This is a genomic window from Streptomyces sp. MUM 2J, from assembly GCF_022414535.1.
GTDB lineage: Bacteria > Actinomycetota > Actinomycetes > Streptomycetales > Streptomycetaceae > Streptomyces.
The window spans coordinates 68,009-87,507 of sequence record NZ_JADWYM010000010.1 but is presented as its reverse complement, the minus strand read 5'-3'; the positions used below and the strand labels follow the sequence as shown (position 1 = coordinate 87,507).

Below are 19,499 nucleotides of genomic sequence, written 5' to 3'. Positions count from 1 at the left end.
TGACGCGGGCGAGGGCGACGGGCCGCGTCCCCGTCCGTCACAGCGGGAGCGGCAGTCGCCTGAACACCCCCCGCGGCAGGTGGCGCAGCGCCGCCGTGACCGCCCGCAGGGCGCCCGGCACCCACACCGTCTCCGCCCGCCGTCGCAGCCCCAGCTCGATCGCCGCGGCGATCTCCTCGGGCGTGCTGTCCAGCGGCGTCCGGCGGCCGCCCGCCGCGCTCCCGGCGCGCACGGACCCGGGGCGTACGACCATCACGTGCACGCCGGTGCCGTGCAGCGCGTCGCCCAGACCCTGCGCGAAGGCGTCCAGGCCCGCCTTGCTGGAGCCGTAGATGAAGTCGCCGCGGCGGGCCCGCTCCCCGGCGACCGACGAGAGCACCACCAGGGAGCCGTGGCCCTGCGCCTGGAGAGCCTGCGCGCTCACCAGGCCCGCCGCCACCGCGCCGGTGTAGTTGGTCTGCGCGACGCGCGCGGCCGCGGACGGATCGCGTTCGTCGTGCGCCTGGTCGCCGAGGACGCCGAAGGCGAGCAGTACCAGGTCGATGTCGCCCTCGGCGAAGACCTTGCCGAGCACCGTCTCGTGGGAGTCGGGGTCGAGCGCGTCGAAGTCGACGGTCCGCACGTCCGCGCCGAGGGCGCGCAGCTCCCCGGCGGCCCGGTCCAGGGCGGGGGAGGGGCGGCCCGCCAGCCACACCGTGCGGGTGCGGCGCGCGACCAGGCGGCGCGTGGTGGCCAGCGCGATCCTGGACGTGCCGCCGAGGACGAGCAGGGACTGGGGGAGACCGAAGGCGTCCTTCACGACAGCTCCTGAGGCGTCTCCGGAGGGCCCGGAGGGTGAGGGAGGGTTCTGGGGTGGTGCCGGGTGCCCGGCGGCTGCCGCGTGCCGCGGCGGCCGGCGGGGCGGATCGGACTGGTCGGGGGAGCCGGCCGGCCGCCTACAGGGCGAGGCGGCGGGCCAGGTCGGAGACGAACACGCCGCGCGGGTCCAGCTGCGCGCGCAGCTGCCGGAAGTCGTCGAGCCTCGGATACATCGCGGCGAGCAGATCGGGGCGCAGCCGGGAGTCCCGGGCCAGGTAGACCCTCCCCCCGGCCGAGGCGACCTCCTCGTCCAGCTCGTCGAGGAACGTGCCGAGGCCCGGCAGCCCGGCCGGGACGTCCAGCGCCAGCGTCCACCCGGGCACGGGGAAGGACAGCCAGCCCGGGTCGCCCTGGCCGAAGCGTTTGAGGACGGCGGGGAAGGACGGGAAACGGCGCTGCGCGATACGGCCCACGATGCGGCGCAGGGCGTCCTCCCGGCCGTCCCCGACGACGAACTGGTACGGCACCAGACCGCCTCTGCCGTAGACCCGGTTCCAGTGCGGCACCCCGTCGAGCGGATGGAAATAGGTGGAGATCCTCTGCAGCTCGCCGGTGCGCGCGCGGGGCGCCTTGCGGTACCACAGCTCGTTGAACCAGCTCACGGCCCGGCGGGTCAGCAGCCCGTCCGGCAGCACCGGGGGCGGTGCGGGCAGCCGTGAGATGCGGAAGGCCAGGGGGTGCCGCCGGGCGTGCGTGCCCTCGGGCAGGGCGTCCAGGGCCGCGTGGTCGCCGCGGGTGAGGACCGCGCGCCCCAGGGCCGCGCCGCGCGCCAGCAGGTCGATCCAGGCCACGGAGTAGCGGTAGCGGTGGTCGGTGGCGGTCATCCGGGCCATCAGGTCGTCGAGGTCGGCGGCGCGCTCCGTGTCGACGGACATCAGTGCCGTCTGAACCGGCTGGAGCCGGAGGGTGACGGTCAGGATGACGCCGGTCAGGCCCATGCCGCCGCACGTGGCGTCGAACAGCGGGGTGTCGCGGGTGACGTTGTGGACGCCGCCGTCGGCCGTGAGCAGTTCGAAGGACAGCACATGGCGGGAGAAGGATCCCGAGACGTGGTGGTTCCGGCCGTGGACGTCCGCGCCGACCGCGCCGCCGACGGTGACCTGGCGGGTGCCGGGGGTGACCGGCACGAACCAGCCGAGCGGCAGCAGCACCTCCATCAGCCGGTGCAGGGAGACGCCCGCGTCGCACAGGACGGCGCCGTCGTCGGCATCGATGGCGTGGATGCGGTCCAGGCCCGTCATGTCCAGTACCGCGCCGCCCGCGTTCTGGGCCGCGTCCCCGTACGCCCTCCCCAGCCCTCGCGCGATGCCGCCCCGGACCCCGCACTGCCGTACGGCGGTGACCGCCTCTTCGTAGCTGCGCGGGCGGATCAGCCGGGCGGCCGTGGGAGCGGTGCGGCCCCACCCGGTGACGGGGACGGTGTGAGGTGCAGACATGGACCGACGGTATCGTCCGTTTGAGGGGGTTTGGTTCACTTGCGTAGTGACTTGTTCGCCGCCTCCCCGAAATGGGCGATTCATTGGCTGCCGCCCGGGCCACGGGCGGGGGTCGGCGGAACTCGGCCACCGGCGGGATTCGGGGGGAACTGGGGCGGGGCGGGATTCGGGGAGAAATGGGGCGGGGGCGGGATTCGGGGAGACTGAGGCGGGGCGGGATCCGGGGGAACAGGGACATGGGTGGGACATGAGCAGGGGAGAAGCGGATCATGGACTGGCTGAAGAAGCTCCCCGTCATCGGGCCCTACGTGCCGCGCGCGATGGCCACGCACGCGTGGCGCTCGTACGAGCGCCTGAGCCGGGTGAAGTGGACGCGACTGGCCGCGGCGATGACGTTCATCAGCTTCGTGGCGCTCTTCCCGCTGCTCACCCTGGCCGCCGCGATCGCCGCCGCCACGCTCAGCGACGCCCAGACGCAGGACCTCCAGGACAAGATCGCCGATCAGGTGCCCGGCATCTCCGACCAGCTCGACATCGGCGGCCTCGTCGACAACGCCGGTACCGTCGGCCTCATCGCCGGCGTCCTGCTGCTGCTCACCGGTATCGGCTGGGTCGGCCAGATGCGGGACTGCCTGCGCGCGGTGTGGGAGCTGCCGGACGAGGAGCAGAACGTGTTCCTGGGCAAGGCCAAGGACATGGGTGTCCTGCTCGGCTTCGGCGGCGCCGTCCTGGTCACCCTCGCCGCCTCCACCGTCGCCTCGGCGCTGATCGGCTGGATCACCGACCAGCTCGGCATCGACCGGTCCGGCTGGGGCGGCATCCTGCTGCACATCGCCGCGTTCGCCGTCGCCGTGCTCGCCGACTTCCTGCTCCTGCTGTACGTGCTGACGCTGCTGCCCGGTGTCGAACCGCCGCGGCGGCGCCTGGTCGTGGCGGCGCTGATCGGCGCGGTCGGGTTCGAACTGCTCAAGCTGCTGCTCAGCAGCTACATCCAGGGTGTGGCGGCGAAGAGCATGTACGGCGCGTTCGGCGTGCCCGTGGCGCTGCTGCTGTGGATCAACTTCACCTCGAGACTGGTGCTGTACTCCGCCTCCTGGACGGCCACGCCGAGCAGGACGGCCGAGGACGCCGGCGGCGCCGGGGAGGCCGAAGACGCCGAAGACGCCGAGAACGCAGAGGCTCCCGAGATCGCAGCGGACGCCGTCACCGGTGGCGACGTACCAGATCCGGCAGCGGCCAACGACGGTTGACCAGGAACACGCCGCCCGCGAGCAGCACCAGCACCCCGCCGGTGATCGCCATCGCGATCCCGGCACCGCCGGCGCCGCGGCCCGTGGCGGTGCCGGCGTGCGCGGGCGCCGCCGACCCGTCGCCGGCGTCGCCCGTCGTGCCGGGGGAGGCGTCCGCGCCGGCCCGGGCGCCGGACTGCGCACCCCTCGGCGCCACCAGCTCGCCCACCGGCTTCACCTTGCCGACCGCCTGGAAGCCCCAGTCGAAGAGCTGGGCGGTCTCCTTGTAGGCCTCGTTGTGGTCGTGCTTCTCCGGGTGCATCACCGTGACGAGCAGCACATGGCCGTTCCGTTCGGCGACGCCGGTGAACGTGTTGCCCGCGTTGGTGGTGTAGCCGTTCTTCACCCCCGCGATGCCCTGGTAGACCGGGGTGTCGGAATCCGTGCCGCTCAGCAGCCGGTTGGTGTTCTGGATCTCGAAGGACTTGCGGGACTCCCTGCCCTCCTCGTCCTTCTTCGTCTCCCCGGGGAACTGGGCGCGCACCGTCGAGCAGTACTCGCGGAAGTCCTTCTTCTGCAGCCCGGAACGGGCGAACAGGGTCAGGTCGTAGGCGGAGGAGACCTGCTTCTCGGCGTCGTAGCCGTCGGGGGTGACCACGTGCGTGTCGAGGGCCTGGAGCTCCTCGGCGTGCTCGTTCATCTCCCGGACGGTCTCGGTGACGCCCCCGTTCATCGCCGACAGCACGTGCACGGCGTCGTTGCCGGACCGCAGGAACACCCCGAGCCACAGGTCGTGGACGGTGTAGGTCTCGTTCTCCTTTATCCCGACCATGCTGGAGCCGGCGCCGATGCCCGCCAGGTCGTCGGCGGTCACCCGGTGCTTCACGGTGCTCGGGAACTTCGGCAGCACCGTGTCGGCGAACAGCATCTTCAGCGTGCTCGCCGGGGCCAGCCGCCAGTGCGCGTTGTGGGAGCCGAGCACCTCGCCGGACTCGGCGTCGGCGACGATCCACGAACGGGCGCTGATGTCCTTGGGGATGACCGGCACACCGGCGGCCGGGTCGACCTGGGTGCCCGGCCGTCCCAGACGCACACCGCCCACGGTCGACATGCCGGCCGGCGGAGTCGCCGAAGGGCTTGCCGAAGAGCTCGGGCTCGGGCTCGGGGCCGCCAGGGCCGCCGGGGCGGTCAGCGGCAGGGACAGCAGGGCGGCGGAGGCGACCAGCAGGGATCGCCCGAGGCTCTTCGTGGGTGCGGGCACGACCGAGAACGTACCCGCCGCGCCCCGCGCGGTCCCAGGCACCCCGCCCCGATCGGCCCCGCGCGCCCCACCCCGGGGACGGCGGCGCAGACCCGGCGGTGATACTGAACGTATGAAGCTCAGCCGCCCCGTCTCCTGGTTCCTGCTCGCCTTCGGGGTGTGGAGCTGGGTCATCTGGGTCACTTTCGTCAAAAACCTCGTCAAGGACAGCAGCGGGCTCGCGTTCGACGACGGCCACCCCACGGCGTACTTCTGGGTGCACCTGCTGCTCGCCGTCGTTTCCTTCGTATTGGGGACGGCCATCGGGGTCATCGGGTTGCGCGGACTGCGCGCACTGCGCCGCGCGTCATAGCGCCGGCTCGACGGCAGGCGCAGGAAAGGCACGCAAGGACAGGGGAACGGGGCGGACGTCACAGTGATCATCGTCTTCCTGCTGGCCGCGCTGCTCGTCCTGGCCGTCCTCGGGACGGCCAACCTCTACCTGTGGCGGCGCCTGGTCCGGGACACCACCCGCGGTCCGGGCCCGGTGCGCCGCGCGGGCGCGCTGGTCCTCGCGGCCGGCTGGGCGTCCGCCGTCGGCGCGCTGGTCGCCGAACGCACCGGCGCCCCCTTCCTCCTCCAGCGGGTCCTGGCCTGGCCGGGCTTCCTGTGGCTGGCCCTGTCGCTGTACCTGCTGCTGGCCGTCCTGGCCGGTGAGGCCCTCCGGCCGCTGCTGCGGCGCCTGCCGGCTCGGCAGGCCCGTACCGCCGGGGCGGTCCTGCCGAGCGCGGCGCCCGTCCCGGCGGGAGTGCCGCCGAGGGAGTCCGCACCGAGGGAGTCCGCACCGAGGGAACCGGCGCCGCAGCCGCCGCCCCCGCAGCCCCCGGCCGACCCCACCCGCCGGCTGTTCGTCTCCCGCGTGGTCGCCGGCACCGCGGCCGCCGCGGCCGTCGGCACGGTCGGCTACGGTACCTACGGCGTGCTGCGCGGACCGTCCGTGAAGCGGGTCACCGTACCGCTGGCCAAACTGCCGCGGGCCGCCCACGGGTACCGCATCGCCGTGGTCAGCGACATCCACCTCAGCCCGGTGCTGGGCCGCGGCTTCGCGCAGAAGGTCGTCGACACGATCAACGCCACCCGGCCCGACCTGATCGCCGTCGTCGGCGACCTGGTCGACGGCAGCGTCAAGGACCTCGGCCCGGCGGCCGCCCCGCTCACGCAGCTGACGGCACGTCATGGCAGCTTCTTCGTCACCGGCAACCACGAGTACTTCTCCGGCGCCGAACAGTGGGTGGAGGAGGTGCGGCGTCTCGGTCTGCGCCCGTTGGAGAACGCCCGCACCGAACTGCCCTGGTTCGATCTGGCCGGCGTCAACGACGTGCAGGGCGAGAGCGAGGGCCACGGGCCCGACTTCGCCCGCGCCCTCGGCGACCGCGACACCGCGCGCGCGTGCGTGCTGCTCGCCCACCAGCCCGTGCAGATCCACGAGGCCGTCCGGCACGGCGTCGACCTCCAGCTGTCCGGCCACACCCACGGCGGCCAGCTGTGGCCCGGCAGTCTGATCGCCCGGGCGGCCAACCCCACCGTCGCGGGCCTGGAACGCTACGGCGACACGCAGCTGTACGTCTCCCGCGGCGCGGGTGCCTGGGGGCCGCCGACCCGGGTGGGGGCGCCGTCCGACATCACCGTGATCGAGCTGGCCTCGCGCCGCGCCTGAGAGGGGCCCCGCGCCGCCGTCCCGCCGGACGGCCGCCAGGTCCACGCCCGTGCCCGCGGCGCAGCCCGCGTCGCCGGGAACGAGCGACAGCCCTCCACCGGCCCGGTCGCGGACCCGCTCCCGGCGCAGACGAACTGATGGCGCGTCACCGGTGCAAGCGGCGCTGCGGCGGTTGCGAACAGGCCGGGCGGCCGCACCTTCTCGGGGCGACGGCACTGATGAACACCTGCATCGGCGGGCAACCCCTCTCGCACAACTGACGGGAACGGCACCGGGGAAGGGCTCCTTCACGCGCTGTCGCTGCGCCAAGGGCCCGGCCGGCGGCGGGGGGTGATGCCCCGCCGAAACGGTATTTTTTGTTTCAACAGACCTGCTTTCCTGTATGTGAAGGCTGCGTGATTGGGTGAGCGACGCCACCAGGGGAGGTGGCCGCCACGGGGGAGTGGCACGCACGCGGGGCCCGTTCCGGGCCGGGGAGGACAACTACTCATGCGATCGCTTCGCATGCGGATCCTGTTGGCGGTACTGGTCCTGACGGCCGCCGCCGTGGGCGGCTGGCAACTGCTGCCGTCCGAACAGGGCAACGGCAAGACCATCGTGGTCGGTACGACGGACAGCATCACGTCGCTCGACCCGGCCGGCGCCTACGACGCCGGCTCATGGGCCCTGTTCAGCAACGTCTACCAGTCGCTGCTGACCTACGAGCCCGGCGGCATCCAGCCGGTCCCGGACGCGGCCACGAGCTGCTCCTTCGACGCCGGCAGCCTGACGACGTACCGCTGCACCCTGCGGGAGGGGCTGACCTTCCCCAGCGGGCGTCAAGTGACGGCGCAGGACGTGAAGTTCTCCTTCGACCGGGTCAAGAAGATCAACTCCGACGTCGGTCCGGCCGCCCTGCTCTCCACCCTCGCCTCGGTGGACGCCAAGGGGCTGAAGGTGACCTTCCACCTGGCATCGCCGGACGCGACCTGGCCGTTCAAGGTGGCCACCGGCGCCGGCTCCATCGTGGACTCCGAGCGCTACCCGGCCGGCGTACTGCGCACCGACTCGGGCGTCGACGGCACCGGGCCGTACACGCTCACGTCGTACGACAAGGGCTCCTCGGCGCAGCTGTCGCCCAACTCGCACTACAAGGGCGCCGCCAAGACAGCCGGCAACCCCGTGGAGCTGCGGTACTACGCGGACCCCAAGGCGCTGAACACGGCCTGGGAGGCCAAGGAGGTCCAGGTCGCCACCCGGCAGCTCCCGCCGGACATCCTGGCCGGCCTCAACCCGAGCGACCCGGGCAAGCGGGTCTCCGAGGCCGACAGCTCCGACATCCGCAACCTGTACTTCAACACCCGCAAGGACTCCCCGCTGCACGACACCCGCGTCCGCCGGGCCATCGCCTGGCTGATCGACCGGGAGCGCCTGGCCGCCACCGTGTACGACGGCACCGTGGATCCGCTCTACTCGCTGATCCCGACCGGACTGGTCGGCCACACCACGTCGTTCTTCGACGCCTACCCGAAGCGGGACGCGGACAAGGCGCGCGAGCTGCTCACCGAGGCCGGCGTCGAGCTGCCCGTCCGGTTCACCTACGGCTACGGCACCGGCAGCGGCACCGTCGCGCAGGAGGCGAAGGAGATCAAGCGCCAGCTGGAGGAGTCCGGACTGTTCAGGGTGACGGTCAAGGGCTACAAGTGGACCGACTTCCAGAAGCGCTGGGCCACCGGCAAACTCGACGCCTACGCCGTCGGCTGGGTCGCCGACTACCCGGACCCGGACACCTTCGCCGGGCCCCTTGTCGGTACCGACGGCACGATGAACACCGGATACAGCAGCAAGGCCGTCGACCGGCTGATCAAGTCCTCTCAGCAGTACGCCGACCGCGGCCGGGCCGCCGACGACTTCCGCACGCTGCAGGAGGACATCGCCGAGGACGTCCCGGCCATCCCGCTCTGGCAGAGCAAGGAGTACGTCGTCACCAGCGAGGACGTCGGTGGCGGCCAGTACCTGACGGACGGCAGCGGCGTGTTCCGGCTGTGGACCCTGAACTGGATCTGACGGCGGATCATGCCTTCGCCGGCACCCCGCCGGCCACACTGGTCCCGCACCCCTGGTGCGGGACCAGCGCGCTTCCCGGCACCGCGGCCCTCGGCACCCCGTCCTGTGGCCTCGTGGTCCCCGGCACGGCGGCTTTCCGGCACCGCGCTTCCCGTTGCCGGGGCCCCGGCAACGCACGTCCCGCCACCGCGTCCCCGGGCCGCGCGCCCGCCGCTCGCTCCCGCCCGGGCGAAGTTGCTCGGCCGGGCGGCGCAACGCGGTCCCGCCCGGGATGCCCGCACCCCACCACGATGCTTGTCTGACGGCTGAACCCTCCGGGCCAGGTCCCGGCCGAGCCGGCACGTAGTGGAGGAGCAGCACATCGTGAGTTCCACCGAGGGCGCACCGCGCGGAATCGGCCCCGCCCACGCCTTCCCCGCTCACGCCACCGGCGGATGACCGGCCCCGCCCGGGCCGCCGCCTCCCGCCGGGGAACTCGCGTCCCCCCGCGCACGGACCCACCGGCGACGGCGCCGTCCGGCCCGGCCGAGGACCCGGATCGTGCGGGCGCGCACCGGGAGGCGAGGCGCGGGTGAGCGACAACGACATCCTGCTGGGCATCGGGCTGACCGTGGGCCTCGCCGTCGGATGCCAGATCCTCGCGACCAGGCTCCGAATCCCGGCCCTGATCCTGCTGCTGCCCGCCGGCTTCACCGTCGGTGCCCTCACCGACGTCGTCCACCCCGACGAACTGCTGGGGGACACCTTCTCGCCCGTGGTGTCGGTGTCCGTGGCACTCATCCTCTACGACGCCGCACTGGGCCTGGACCTGCGCGGTCTCAAGCGCGCGACCCGCAGGGTCGTCGTCCGGCTCATGGCCCTCGGCGTGATCCTCACCTGGGGGACCGTGCTGGGCCTGGGCCCGATGCTGTTCGACGTCCCGGTGGCCGTGGCGAGCATGATCGGCGTCATTCTCGTGGTGTCCGGGCCGACCGTCGTCGGACCGCTGCTGGAGCACGTGAGGCCCTCGGTCCGGGTGCGGCGGGTGCTGATGTGGGAGGGCACCCTCATCGACCCCGTCGGGGGCATCCTCGGCGCCGTCGCCTTCCACTCCATCGTCTCCGGCGGGCTGCGCAGCGGCCACTTCCGGTTCGGGTCGTTCCTCGCCGGCATCGCCGTCGGGCTCGTCGGCGGTGCCGTCGGCGTCGCCCTGTTGTGGTTCGCCCTGCGGTGGCTGCGGCTCGGCGAGACCCTCGGCACCCTCGCCCAGCTCGCCACCGTCGTCGTGGTCGCCGCCGGCTGCGACATCGCGTTCGACGACACCGGACTCATCGCGGCGATCGTCACCGGGCTGACCGTCGCGAACCTGCCCCGATTCGACATGCCCGCCCGCAGACCCTTCTTCGAGACCCTCGTCCAGCTGATCATCGGCCTGCTGTTCCTCACCATCTCGGCCACCGTGACGCCGGAGTCCCTCGTCCCGGTCCTGCTGCCCACGCTCGTCCTCGTCGCCCTGCTCGTCGCCGTGGTCCGCCCCCTGGCGACCGTGGTGTCCTGCGCCCGCACGGACCTCTCCCTGCCCGAACGCGCCTTCGTCGGCTGGATGGCCCCCCGCGGCATCGTCGCCGCGTCCACCGCCACGACCTTCTCCGGCTCGCTCGTCTCCGCGGGACTGCGCGGCGCCGACAAGATCCTCCCCGTGGTCTTCCTGGTGATCGTCGGAACCGTCGTCGTCTACGGCCTGACCGCGAGACCCCTGTCCGTCCGGCTCGGCGTCGCCGGGCCCACGCGCGCCCGCCCGCTCCTGGTGGGCGGTGCGCCGTGGGCCGTCGATCTCGCACGGGCGCTGCACGGCGCCGGAGTCGACGTGCTGATGTGGGCGGGCCTGGCCGAGGAGCGGGCCAGGGTCGAGGAGGCGGGCATCGAGTCGGCCGCCGGAGAGCTGATGACCACCGCCACGGATCCGCAGGCCGTGCTGGAGGGCGTGACCGCCGTCTATCTGCTCACGGACGACGACGACTTCAACGCCCTCGCCTCCGTCGTCATGGCGGACAGCGTCGACGGCCCCATCTACCGGGTCGGCCCGCCGCCCGGCAGCCAGGGCGTCGTCGCCCCCTACACCGGCGGCACCACCCTGTTCGGCCCCGGCCTGGCCCGCGAGGCGCTGGTGGACCGTCACGGGCGCGGCGCCCGGTTCCACGTGCAGCCCGCGTCGGCGCCCCGCCCTCCGGGACACGACGCCCTGTTCCTGGTGTACCGCGACGGCCGGCTGGAGCCCGTCACCGACGCGCAGCCCGGCGGCGCGGCGCCCGGCGACACGCTGGTCCTCCTCGGCCCCGCCCCGCCCGCCGGCTGACCGGCCCGCACCCTGCCCGGGGCCGACCGCACCGCCGTGGGCTTCGCCCGACCTGCTGGGGCTCGGGGCTCCCTCGCGAAGGTTCCGCCCCGCGGCGCGCCCGGCGGGCAGCCGGACGGCCGCCGCCCCACCGTGATGGCCGCTCCCGCCGAGGCGGCGCGCCCCCGGCAGAGTCCGCGCCGCCGCACGCCGGCGGCTACCGCCGCGTCCGCCCGTCGGCGCGGCGGGCCGCCCGGTGCCACAGCCGGCGTTGCAGACGCAGCGTGAGAACTCCGACCACCACGAGCACGACCACGTTGGCCAGCAGCTGGACCAGCGAGCCCCGGGCCTCCCCCCAGTCGGCGAACGCGAGCGAGACGGCGACGTCCGAGGCGGCGGGGATGGTGGTCACGGAGATGAACACGCCGAGCAGGGTGCTGGCGCGCGCCTCGGTCAGCGACACGATCCCGACGATGCCGGCGAGGACGGCCACGGTCAGGGAGAAGGCGTCGGGGGTGTCGATGAGGTGGGACACGGGCCGCAGTCCCGCATCGAAGGCACGGGACTGCAGGCCGATCGCGCGCGACACCGCGGCGAAGGCCAGCGTGACCGTGATGGCCAGCAGGAACCCGGCCGTCAGCGCGCGCGTCCCGTCCTGGATCCGGCGCCGGTCCCGGCGGTCCAGGCCGAGGGCGATGCTGGTGATCGCGTGGTACTCGGGACCGACCACCATGGCCGCCACGATGAGGATCTGTGAGTTCGTCATGATGCCGACCGAACCGATGAGCCCGGCGATCACCAGGAACAGGTAGAAGGACGGCGGATAGGTCCCCTCCTCCCGGATGTGGGCCTCGACCGAGGCCCACAGCGGGGAGTGCACGAGGACGCTCGGCCGGCCGGCCTCGATCTCCTCGGCGCGGTGCGAGAACATCAGGTCGACGCCGTCGACGGCGATGGACCCCGCCCGGTCGACGCCGAGCCCGCGCAGGCCGTCCAGCAGGGTGTTCGCGGCGCCCTTGACCACGTCGCACTCGATCGCGTCGGCGCCCGAGGCCCCGGCCGCCCTCAGGACCACGAGGTTGAGGACGAGTTCGTGGGGGGAGAGCAGGTCGACGGCCGGCCGGGTGAGCTCGGGCGGCACGACCATGCGGAAGTGGACCAGATCCATCCGGACCTCCTGTGCCGGGGTGTCGTCGCGGTCGCCGTCCGCGCGGGCCCGCCGGTGCGACGGCGGGGCCCTCCGCCGTACGGCGGACGGGCGGCGCGGTGGCGGAGCGGCGGGGTGGCCGGGCGGCACGGCGGTGCGGCCCCGGGCTCGGCCCGTCCGGCCGGGGCGGCACGGTCACCCGTCCGGCCCGAGCACGGCTTCCCGCGCGGCCGGCACGGCCTGCTCCGCGGTACCGGACGCGTCGACCGTGGCGGCCGGTTCGTCAGGGTGCGGTGGATCCGGGGTGGCACTCCTGGAGCCGGCGGTGGGCGTGCCGGCGCCGGGCACACCCATCACGACCACCGCCCGAGCATCGTCGACCACGTGGGCCACCCTTCCTCCCCGGGCTGACCGCGGAACACCCGCGCTCCCCACTGTCACCCGTCGGGCCGATCCGCATCGCCCGTGCGCACCGCCCGCCCGGCGTGCCGTCCGCCGCCGGGGCGAGCGGCCCGGACGAGGCGGCGGTCACCCGGTGGCCGTTCCCCCGCGCCCGGGGTCCGGGAGGACCCTCGTCATGCCGGGCAGGAAGTCCGTGAACAGCTCGTGCACCTCCTGCACCAGGGGCCGCAGCACCCGGAACCGGGCCAGCGCCACCCCGCGCGCGGTCAGGCGCGCTCCCCGCTCCGCGAGCCGGTAGCTGCGTTCCCGTCCCTCCGTGCGGTCGAAGATCCAGTACAGCACGAGCCCCATCTGGGACAGCCACATCAGCTCGGGCAGGACGTCCCGCAGCTCCTCGGGGACCTTCGTCCGCCGTGCCCCGGCCAGCACCTCGCGGTGGACGGAGATGGCCTCCAGCCGCGCGTGCTCCGACTCCTGCGAGAAGGGGCTGAGCGGGCTGTCGGGGTCGGCGGCGTTCTTGAAGAACTGGACGGCGAACTCGTGGTAGGGCGCCGCCACGTCCAGCCAGGCCCGCAGCACTCCCGCGAGCCGGGTCTCCAGGTCGGTCTCCTGGTCCAGGATCCCGCGGACCGCGGCCCGGTGCTCGGCGGCGATCCGGTCGTAGAAGCCCTGGATCAGGTGCTCCTTGCCCGCGAAGTAGTAGTAGGCGTTGCCGACGGAGACCCCCGCCTCCTGGGCGATGGCCCGCATGGTCGTCCGGTCGTATCCCCGCTCGCGGAACAGCCGCATGGCCGTCTCCAGGATCAGCGCACGGGTCTGTTCGGACTTGCTGGGGCCGGCCGTCTCGTCGGGGCCGTCGTTCTTGGCGGGCAGGGATTTCGCGGGCACGGGAAGAGAGCCTAACCAGTCGGGCAGCCCCCGCCCGAACAGCCCGTGGCGGGGCCGGCGCCCGTCCGGCCGGCGGAGGGGGCGTACGCCCCTTCGGAGGGGGTGCCGGCCCACCCGTCCCCGCTCCGGCGGGCCCCTCCGCCGTGCTGTACCTCCCGCCACCGTGCCGCGGTCAGCACGGCCGCCCTGGCGAGCCGCGCCCCCGGGCCGGCGGCGAGCCGGTGCGCCAGCGGGCGGTGCCTCCGCAGCGCCCACAGCACGACGATCCATGCGGCGGCGCCGCGGTAGACCTGCCCGGCGTCGCCGACGACGGTGACCTCCTCCCGCGTGGCCCGGTGGTCCAGGTCCGCGAAGCGGCGACGGGCCTCCTGCGATCCGGCGGGCACCAGCTCCAGCGGCACCAACTGCGGCTGCCGGGCCAGCCAGTCGCGCAGGAACGTGCACAGGGCGCACCCGGCGTCGTAGAGGACGGTGAGCCCGCGCACCGGGACGGGGGCGCGGGCCGCCGTGGTGGTCACGGGCCTCACGCTCCGGGCGACGGGGCGACCCACTGCTGCGGGGCGACCGGCGGCACCTGCTCCCGCTCCATCACCCCGCGCCGCCGCATCCGGTTGAGCACGTACACGTTGCCCAGGTGCATCACGCCGAGGACCAGCAGCACCACGCCGAGCTTGGCCGACAGGGCCTCGAAGATGCCGCGGGTGTTCTCGATGGTGTCGTCGTCGCTCAGGTACAGCGCGACGAAGCCGAGGTTGACGAGGTAGAAGCCGACCACCAGCAGGTGGTTGACCGCCTCGGCGAGTTTCTCGTTGCCGTGCAGCACGTCGGCCAGGAAGACCCGCCCGTTGCGGCTGAGTGTCCGGGCCACCCAGACCGTCAGGGCGATGCTGACGGCCAGGTAGATGACATAGGCGATGACAGTGCGGTCCACGCGCCCCACCCCTTCTTGAACGCGTTCAAAACTCTGACACGGTGACTGTAGACCTGTTTTTGAACGCGTTCAACTCGATGTCGGAGCAGGGGGCCCGCCTTCCGGCTCAGGCCCTGCGGCCCAGCTCCGGGCGCTTGCTGTAGTCCGTGAAGCCGAGGACGTTGCCCCATGGATCCGCGATCTCGACGGTCCATCCGGTCGCCGCGGAGAACGGTTCCTCCAGTGGCGGGATCCCGGTCGCGGCCAGCCGCCCCGCCGCCGCCCGCGCGTCCGGCACCTCGATCCACAACCGGGGTGAGGCCCACGGCGGCGGCCGGCGGCACAGCCCGTCCTCCTGCCGCAGCAGCACGCCGGGCGCCTCCCCGCCGACCCGCAGCAGCGCGATGCCCGCCTCGTCGAACCGGAACCCGACGGTGAACCCGGCCCGCTCGTAGAACCCGACGGCCTGCCCCAGGTCCCCGACGGGCAGCAGCACGTTGTCGAACCCGAGCAGCTCGTACGACTCGTCATCTGACATACCGTCAGAATAGAAGCGCACCGGCCCGGAACCGGTGATTGCGGTCGTGATGTCGGCCGGTGCGGTGCGCGCACCGGCCCGCCACCGCCCACCTTTTGCGCCCGCGCACCGAGAAAGGTGCACCTGTTCCTTGCGGGGACACGACCTCGGCGGTCGCGCCCTCGCATCCCAGGTGCACCTTTCTCGCACTCTGTGTCAGTTCGGCTCGCTCGGCTGAACACCCGGGGCGGATCACGAGGCCGGTCTCGGCTGGCACCCGGCGAGCAGGTCTGCACGGAACCGAATCCTCTCCGGCCTCCGCTTGAGAGCCATGAGGCAGGCGGCGACGGGAGTTCGGCGGCATCAGGGGGGGGCTGGCCGGTCCGTCTGGGCGACGGATACGCGCTTCTGCCGGTGCTGCCCGGCCGTCGGCCGGGCAGCAGGCATCGGGGGTCGGCGCGGCCGTCGGCCGTGGACCTCGGGCGAGGCCTCTACCCGGGGCCCTGGGTCTCGGCGTCGGCGACTGCGATCGTCATACCGAGGGCTTTGGCGAGGTTGCCGGCTGCCGCCATGACGCGGGCCGTACCCACGACAGGAGCGATGGCGACCAGGACATCCTGCACCTGCTCGGCGGTCAGGCCGGTCTGGATGGCGGGGTCGATGTGGGCAACGTACGAGATCGGCGGGGCGTCCGAAGCGGCGAGCGCCGCGATGCGGGTCAGCAGGAGCGTTTCCGGGGCTAGCCCGCACCGCTCAATCGAGTCGACCGTCATCGCGGCGATGGTGTCCAGGACAGGGGTCTCAGATGCTGTGGCCATGGCAGTCGTCTCCTGTTGGTGCTGTGAGGGGGTCGACGCGTGTGGGCTACGTCTCAGGGCAGCCCTTACGTTCGACCGTAAGCCCGTTTCCGGCGGATCGCCCATCGGGGGACAGCCTGAGGAGGGAGCCGTAGAATCACGCCGCCGGGAGGTCCCCCCGTCCGGACCGTCCGAGACCGCTCGGCAGCGGCCCGTGACGACCGATGACAACTGCTCGGAACCCCAGGAGCATTGCTCGGGCCTGCGAGCATCCAGGTCACCAGGATCCCCGGCAAGACCCGGGGCAGAGGACAGGTCGTGACCCACGCGGGTCCAGGCGGCCGCCGACTGCGTGGCGTGCGCATAGCTGGTCCACCTCGTCAGCGTGCCGGGCGGCTTCTGAAGAACCGCCCCCAGCCCGGGGCGGCAGCGGTGTTCGTTCAGCGCCGTCAGTTCGCGTGGCAGGTCCTCAGGGCGCAGCGGCGGGGCGTCCGAGGCCGCGCGCCGTGCGGCAGACGGCAACGTTCGTACCGGGTCCGGGAATCCTGGACGCGCTCATCCCGTGCGTCCTCCCCGCTCGACGTCCGTTGCGCCCCATCGTCCCGCTCCGCGCCTCCCGTACCCGGCCGTTGTGCATGAGCCGTGCAAGTCGGCTCCGCGCAGCGGGAGTTCTCTCGGGTGACACACGGACGCCCAGGTGGGACGAGGACGCGTGACACAGGTCGGGAAGCCGGCGACGATGCTCGACCACGGCACCCTGCCGTCACCGCAAGGAGAAGGGCGGCACCGCCCGCTTCCCTGCCGGGGACGAACTCCTCATCGGGAAGGGGGACGACGATTGACGCGTCCTTTGGGCGTTCACCCAGGACAGCGCCCGAACCGGCCGGACGTGACCGTGGCTTCCGCGGCATGCGAGAGGGCCCCGCCCCGGTGTCGTCCACCCGGGCGGGGCCCTCTCGCATGCCGCGGAAGGTCAGTAGCGGCGCGTGATCAGCGCGCGCTTGACCTCGGCGATCGCCTTCGTGACCTCGATACCGCGCGGGCAGGCGTCCGTGCAGTTGAAGGTCGTGCGGCAGCGCCAGACGCCGTCGCGGTCGTTGAGGATCTCCAGGCGCTGCTCGGCGGCATCGTCACGCGAGTCGAAGATGAAGCGGTGAGCGTTGACGATGGCGGCCGGGCCGAAGTACTGGCCGTCGTTCCAGAAGACCGGGCACGAGGAGGTGCAGGCTGCGCACAGGATGCACTTCGTGGTGTCGTCGAAGCGCTCCCGGTCCTCCGCCGTCTGCAGCCGCTCGCGCGTCGGCTCGTTGGTGTCCTTCGCGATCAGGAAGGGCATCACGTCCCGGTACGCCTGGAAGAACGGCTCCATGTCGACGACCAGGTCCTTCAGGACCGTCAGGCCCTTGATGGGCTCGACCGTGATCGGCTTCTCGGGGTTGATGTCCTTGATCAGCGTCTTGCACGCGAGGCGGTTCTTGCCGTTGATCCGCATCGCGTCGGAACCGCAGATGCCGTGCGCGCAGGACCGGCGGAAGGTCAGCGTGCCGTCCAGGTCCCACTTGATCTTGTGGAGGCCGTCGAGGACGCGCTCCTTCGGGTCGATCTCCAGCTGGAAGTCTTCCCAGGTCGCCTCGCCCGAGACCTCCGGGTTGAACCGGCGGATCCGGAAGGTGACCGTGATGTACGGGGAGGCCGCGGACTCCGCCTCGACCTTGTCCAGAACAGGGGTAGCCATCAGTACTTACGCTCCATCGGCTGGTAGCGGGTCTGGACGACCGGCTTGTAGTCGAGACGGATGGAATCGGTTCCGTCGGCGCCGACCTCGCGGTACGCCATGGTGTGGCGCATGAAGTTGACGTCGTCGCGGTTGGGGTAGTCCTCGCGGTAGTGACCGCCGCGGGACTCCTTGCGGGCCAGTGCCGACACCGCCATGACCTCGGCCAGGTCGAGCAGGTTGCCCAGCTCGATGGCCTCCAGCAGGTCCGTGTTGAACCGCTTGCCCTTGTCCTGGATCGCCACGTTCCGGAAACGCGCGCGCAGCTCGGCGATCTTGTCGACGGCCGTCTTGATCGTCTGCTCGGTGCGGAACACCATGACGTTGGCGTCCATGGTCTCCTGGAGCTCGCGGCGCAGCTGCGCCACCCGCTCGGTGCCCGTGGAGCCGCGCAGCTGCTCGATCTGCGCGACGACCTGCTCGGCGGGGTTCTCCGGCAGCTCGACGAAGTCCGCCGTCTGCGCGTACTCCGCGGCCGAGATGCCGGCCCGGCGGCCGAACACGTTGATGTCCAGAAGCGAGTTGGTGCCGAGGCGGTTGGCGCCGTGCACGGACACGCAGGCGACCTCGCCGGCCGCGTACAGGCCGGGGACGACGGTGGTGTTGTCCGCCAGGACCTCACCCTCGACGTTGGTCGGGATGCCGCCCATGGCGTAGTGCGCGGTCGGCTGGATCGGGATCGGGTCCGTGTAGGGCTCGATGCCGAGGTACGTGCGCGCGAACTCGGTGATGTCGGGCAGCTTGGCGTCCAGCTGCTCCGGCGGCAGGTGGGTCAGGTCGAGGTAGACGTGGTCGCCCTCGGGGCCGCAGCCGCGGCCCTCGCGGATCTCCGTGTAGATGGAGCGGGAGACGACGTCGCGGGAGGCGAGGTCCTTCATGACCGGCGCGTACTTCTCCATGAAGCGCTCGCCGTCCTTGTTGCGGAGGATTCCGCCCTCACCGCGGGCGCCCTCCGTCAGCAGGATGCCCATGCGCCAGATGCCGGTCGGGTGGAACTGGAAGAACTCCATGTCCTCCAGCGGGAGGCCCCGCCGGTACACCGCTGCCTGGCCGTCACCGGTCAGCGTGTGCGCGTTGGACGTCACCTTGAAGAACTTGCCGCAGCCACCGGAGGCGTAGATCACGGACTTCGCCTGGAAGACGTGGATCTCACCGGTCGCCAGCTCGTACGCCACCACACCGGCGGACGTCCGGACGCCGTCGACCTCGGTGATCAGCTGGTCGAGGACGTAGAACTCGTTGAAGAACTCCACGCCCTCCTTGACGCAGTTCTGGTACAGCGTCTGGAGGATCATGTGGCCGGTGCGGTCGGCCGCGTAGCAGGAGCGGCGGACGGGGGCCTCGCCGTGGTTGCGGGAGTGCCCGCCGAAGCGGCGCTGGTCGATCGTCCCGTTGGGTGTCCGGTTGAACGGCAGGCCCATCTTCTCCAGGTCGAGGACGGAGTCGATGGCCTCCTTCGCCAGGATCTCGGCGGCGTCCTGGTCGACCAGGTAGTCACCGCCCTTGATCGTGTCGAAGGTGTGCCACTCCCAGTTGTCCTCCTCCACGTTGGCCAGCGCGGCGGCCATGCCGCCCTGCGCGGCGCCCGTGTGGGACCGGGTGGGGTAGAGCTTCGTCAGCACCGCGGTGCGGCTGCGCTTGGTCGCCTCGATGGCGGCCCGCATACCGGCGCCGCCGGCGCCGACGATGACGGTGTCGTACTTGTGGATCTTCATGAGTGGTTTACCTCAGCCCCGTGCCTAGCGGATGTTCGGGTCGAAGGTGAAGATCACCAGCGTGCCCAGCAGGATGGTGAAGACCGCGGCGGTGTAGAGCAGGGCCTTCAGCCACAGACGGGTGTTCGCCCGCTCCGCGTAGTCGTTGATGACGGTGCGCAGGCCGTTGGTGCCGTGCAGCATCGCCAGCCACAGCATCGACAGGTCCCAGACCTGCCAGAACGGCGAGGCCCAGCGCCCGGCCACGAAGGCGAAGCCGATCTTGCTGACGCCGCCGTCGAGGACCAGCTGGATCAGCAGGTGCCCGATGACGAGGACGACCAGCACCACACCCGACAGGCGCATGAAGAGCCAGGCCGCCAGCTCGAAGTTGCCCCGGGTGGACTTCGGGGTCTTCTTCGTGCGCTTGCGCGGGGCCTCGATGAGGGGCGCCGGGTTGTCGACGGTGTAGCCGGACCCGCCCTCGACCGGGCCGATCCCCGAAGCGGTGGTTTCAGTCGTGGACATTG

The 19,499-nt window shown here is 72.3% G+C and carries 18 protein-coding genes; 5 read left to right on the top strand and 13 right to left on the bottom strand.

Annotation, left to right across the window (positions count from 1 at the left end; genetic code table 11):
* Nucleotides 1-37 precede the first annotated feature (37 nt).
* The gene (locus tag I3F54_RS12125) at nt 38-799 is read right to left on the bottom strand and encodes a decaprenylphospho-beta-D-erythro-pentofuranosid-2-ulose 2-reductase (RefSeq protein ID WP_240118696.1); all 762 of its coding nucleotides are present in this window, start codon (nt 797-799) and stop codon (nt 38-40) included.
* Nucleotides 800-935: 136 nt separating this feature from the next.
* Nucleotides 936-2,294 (bottom strand): FAD-binding protein, encoded by a 1,359-nt coding sequence (locus tag I3F54_RS12120; protein ID WP_240118695.1) that lies wholly within the window; start codon nt 2,292-2,294, stop codon nt 936-938.
* Nucleotides 2,295-2,563: 269 nt separating this feature from the next.
* On the opposite strand from I3F54_RS12120, the gene I3F54_RS12115 reads away from it, so the two are divergent.
* Nucleotides 2,564-3,544, top strand: a complete 981-nt coding sequence (locus I3F54_RS12115) for a YihY/virulence factor BrkB family protein (protein WP_240118694.1) — start codon at nt 2,564-2,566, stop codon at nt 3,542-3,544.
* On the opposite strand, the gene I3F54_RS12110 is transcribed toward I3F54_RS12115, so the two are convergent.
* On the bottom strand, nt 3,498-4,784 hold the full coding sequence (locus I3F54_RS12110) for a D-alanyl-D-alanine carboxypeptidase family protein (protein ID WP_374205912.1): 1,287 nt from the start codon (nt 4,782-4,784) through the stop codon (nt 3,498-3,500). The two genes, I3F54_RS12115 and I3F54_RS12110, sit on opposite strands and share 47 nt — an antisense overlap.
* Before the next feature lie 112 nt (nt 4,785-4,896).
* Here I3F54_RS12110 and I3F54_RS12105 point away from each other — a divergent pair, with 112 nt between their 5' ends.
* From I3F54_RS12105 to I3F54_RS12090, 4 genes are all read left to right on the top strand, one after another.
* A complete protein-coding gene (locus tag I3F54_RS12105) occupies nt 4,897-5,136 on the top strand; it encodes an SCO4848 family membrane protein (RefSeq protein ID WP_240118692.1) in 240 nt (79 codons plus the stop codon).
* Nucleotides 5,137-5,199: 63 nt separating this feature from the next.
* A complete protein-coding gene (locus I3F54_RS12100; protein ID WP_240118691.1) occupies nt 5,200-6,480 on the top strand; it encodes a metallophosphoesterase in 1,281 nt (426 codons plus the stop codon).
* 489 nt (nt 6,481-6,969) lie between these two features.
* Nucleotides 6,970-8,526: an ABC transporter substrate-binding protein gene (locus I3F54_RS12095; RefSeq protein ID WP_240118690.1), complete on the top strand. Its 1,557-nt coding sequence runs from the start codon at nt 6,970-6,972 to the stop codon at nt 8,524-8,526.
* Nucleotides 8,527-9,097: 571 nt separating this feature from the next.
* Nucleotides 9,098-10,861, top strand: coding sequence for a sodium:proton antiporter (locus I3F54_RS12090; RefSeq protein ID WP_240118689.1), 1,764 nt, complete (start codon nt 9,098-9,100; stop codon nt 10,859-10,861).
* 196 nt (nt 10,862-11,057) lie between these two features.
* Here I3F54_RS12090 and I3F54_RS12085 read toward each other — a convergent pair whose 3' ends face one another.
* The 10 genes from I3F54_RS12085 to I3F54_RS12040 all read right to left on the bottom strand — a co-directional run bounded on the left by I3F54_RS12085 (nt 11,058) and on the right by I3F54_RS12040 (nt 19,497).
* Nucleotides 11,058-12,008 (bottom strand): DUF389 domain-containing protein, encoded by a 951-nt coding sequence (locus I3F54_RS12085; RefSeq protein WP_240118688.1) that lies wholly within the window; start codon nt 12,006-12,008, stop codon nt 11,058-11,060.
* Nucleotides 12,009-12,182: 174 nt separating this feature from the next.
* Nucleotides 12,183-12,371, bottom strand: a complete 189-nt coding sequence (locus tag I3F54_RS12080; protein ID WP_240118687.1) for a hypothetical protein — start codon at nt 12,369-12,371, stop codon at nt 12,183-12,185.
* Nucleotides 12,372-12,515: 144 nt separating this feature from the next.
* Nucleotides 12,516-13,262, bottom strand: coding sequence for a TetR/AcrR family transcriptional regulator (locus I3F54_RS12075; protein ID WP_240118758.1), 747 nt, complete (start codon nt 13,260-13,262; stop codon nt 12,516-12,518).
* Between the two features lie 26 nt (nt 13,263-13,288).
* On the bottom strand, nt 13,289-13,804 hold the full coding sequence (locus tag I3F54_RS12070) for a thiol-disulfide oxidoreductase DCC family protein (protein ID WP_374205911.1): 516 nt from the start codon (nt 13,802-13,804) through the stop codon (nt 13,289-13,291).
* On the bottom strand, nt 13,801-14,208 hold the full coding sequence (locus tag I3F54_RS12065) for a hypothetical protein (protein ID WP_240118685.1): 408 nt from the start codon (nt 14,206-14,208) through the stop codon (nt 13,801-13,803). The genes I3F54_RS12070 and I3F54_RS12065 overlap by 4 nt, the downstream gene beginning before the upstream one ends.
* 106 nt (nt 14,209-14,314) lie before the next feature.
* Nucleotides 14,315-14,725, bottom strand: coding sequence for a VOC family protein (locus tag I3F54_RS12060; protein ID WP_240118684.1), 411 nt, complete (start codon nt 14,723-14,725; stop codon nt 14,315-14,317).
* Nucleotides 14,726-15,195: 470 nt separating this feature from the next.
* On the bottom strand, nt 15,196-15,522 hold the full coding sequence (locus I3F54_RS12055; protein WP_240118683.1) for a carboxymuconolactone decarboxylase family protein: 327 nt from the start codon (nt 15,520-15,522) through the stop codon (nt 15,196-15,198).
* Nucleotides 15,523-16,474: 952 nt separating this feature from the next.
* On the bottom strand, nt 16,475-17,236 hold the full coding sequence (locus tag I3F54_RS12050) for a succinate dehydrogenase iron-sulfur subunit (RefSeq protein WP_240118682.1): 762 nt from the start codon (nt 17,234-17,236) through the stop codon (nt 16,475-16,477).
* Nucleotides 17,236-18,990: a succinate dehydrogenase flavoprotein subunit gene (sdhA, locus tag I3F54_RS12045; RefSeq protein ID WP_240118681.1), complete on the bottom strand. Its 1,755-nt coding sequence runs from the start codon at nt 18,988-18,990 to the stop codon at nt 17,236-17,238. Before sdhA ends, I3F54_RS12050 begins: the two co-directional genes overlap by 1 nt.
* A 24-nt stretch (nt 18,991-19,014) precedes the next feature.
* Entirely contained in the window at nt 19,015-19,497 is a 483-nt protein-coding gene (locus tag I3F54_RS12040) for a succinate dehydrogenase hydrophobic membrane anchor subunit (RefSeq protein ID WP_240118680.1), read from the bottom strand.
* Between the last annotated feature and the right edge of the window lie 2 nt (nt 19,498-19,499).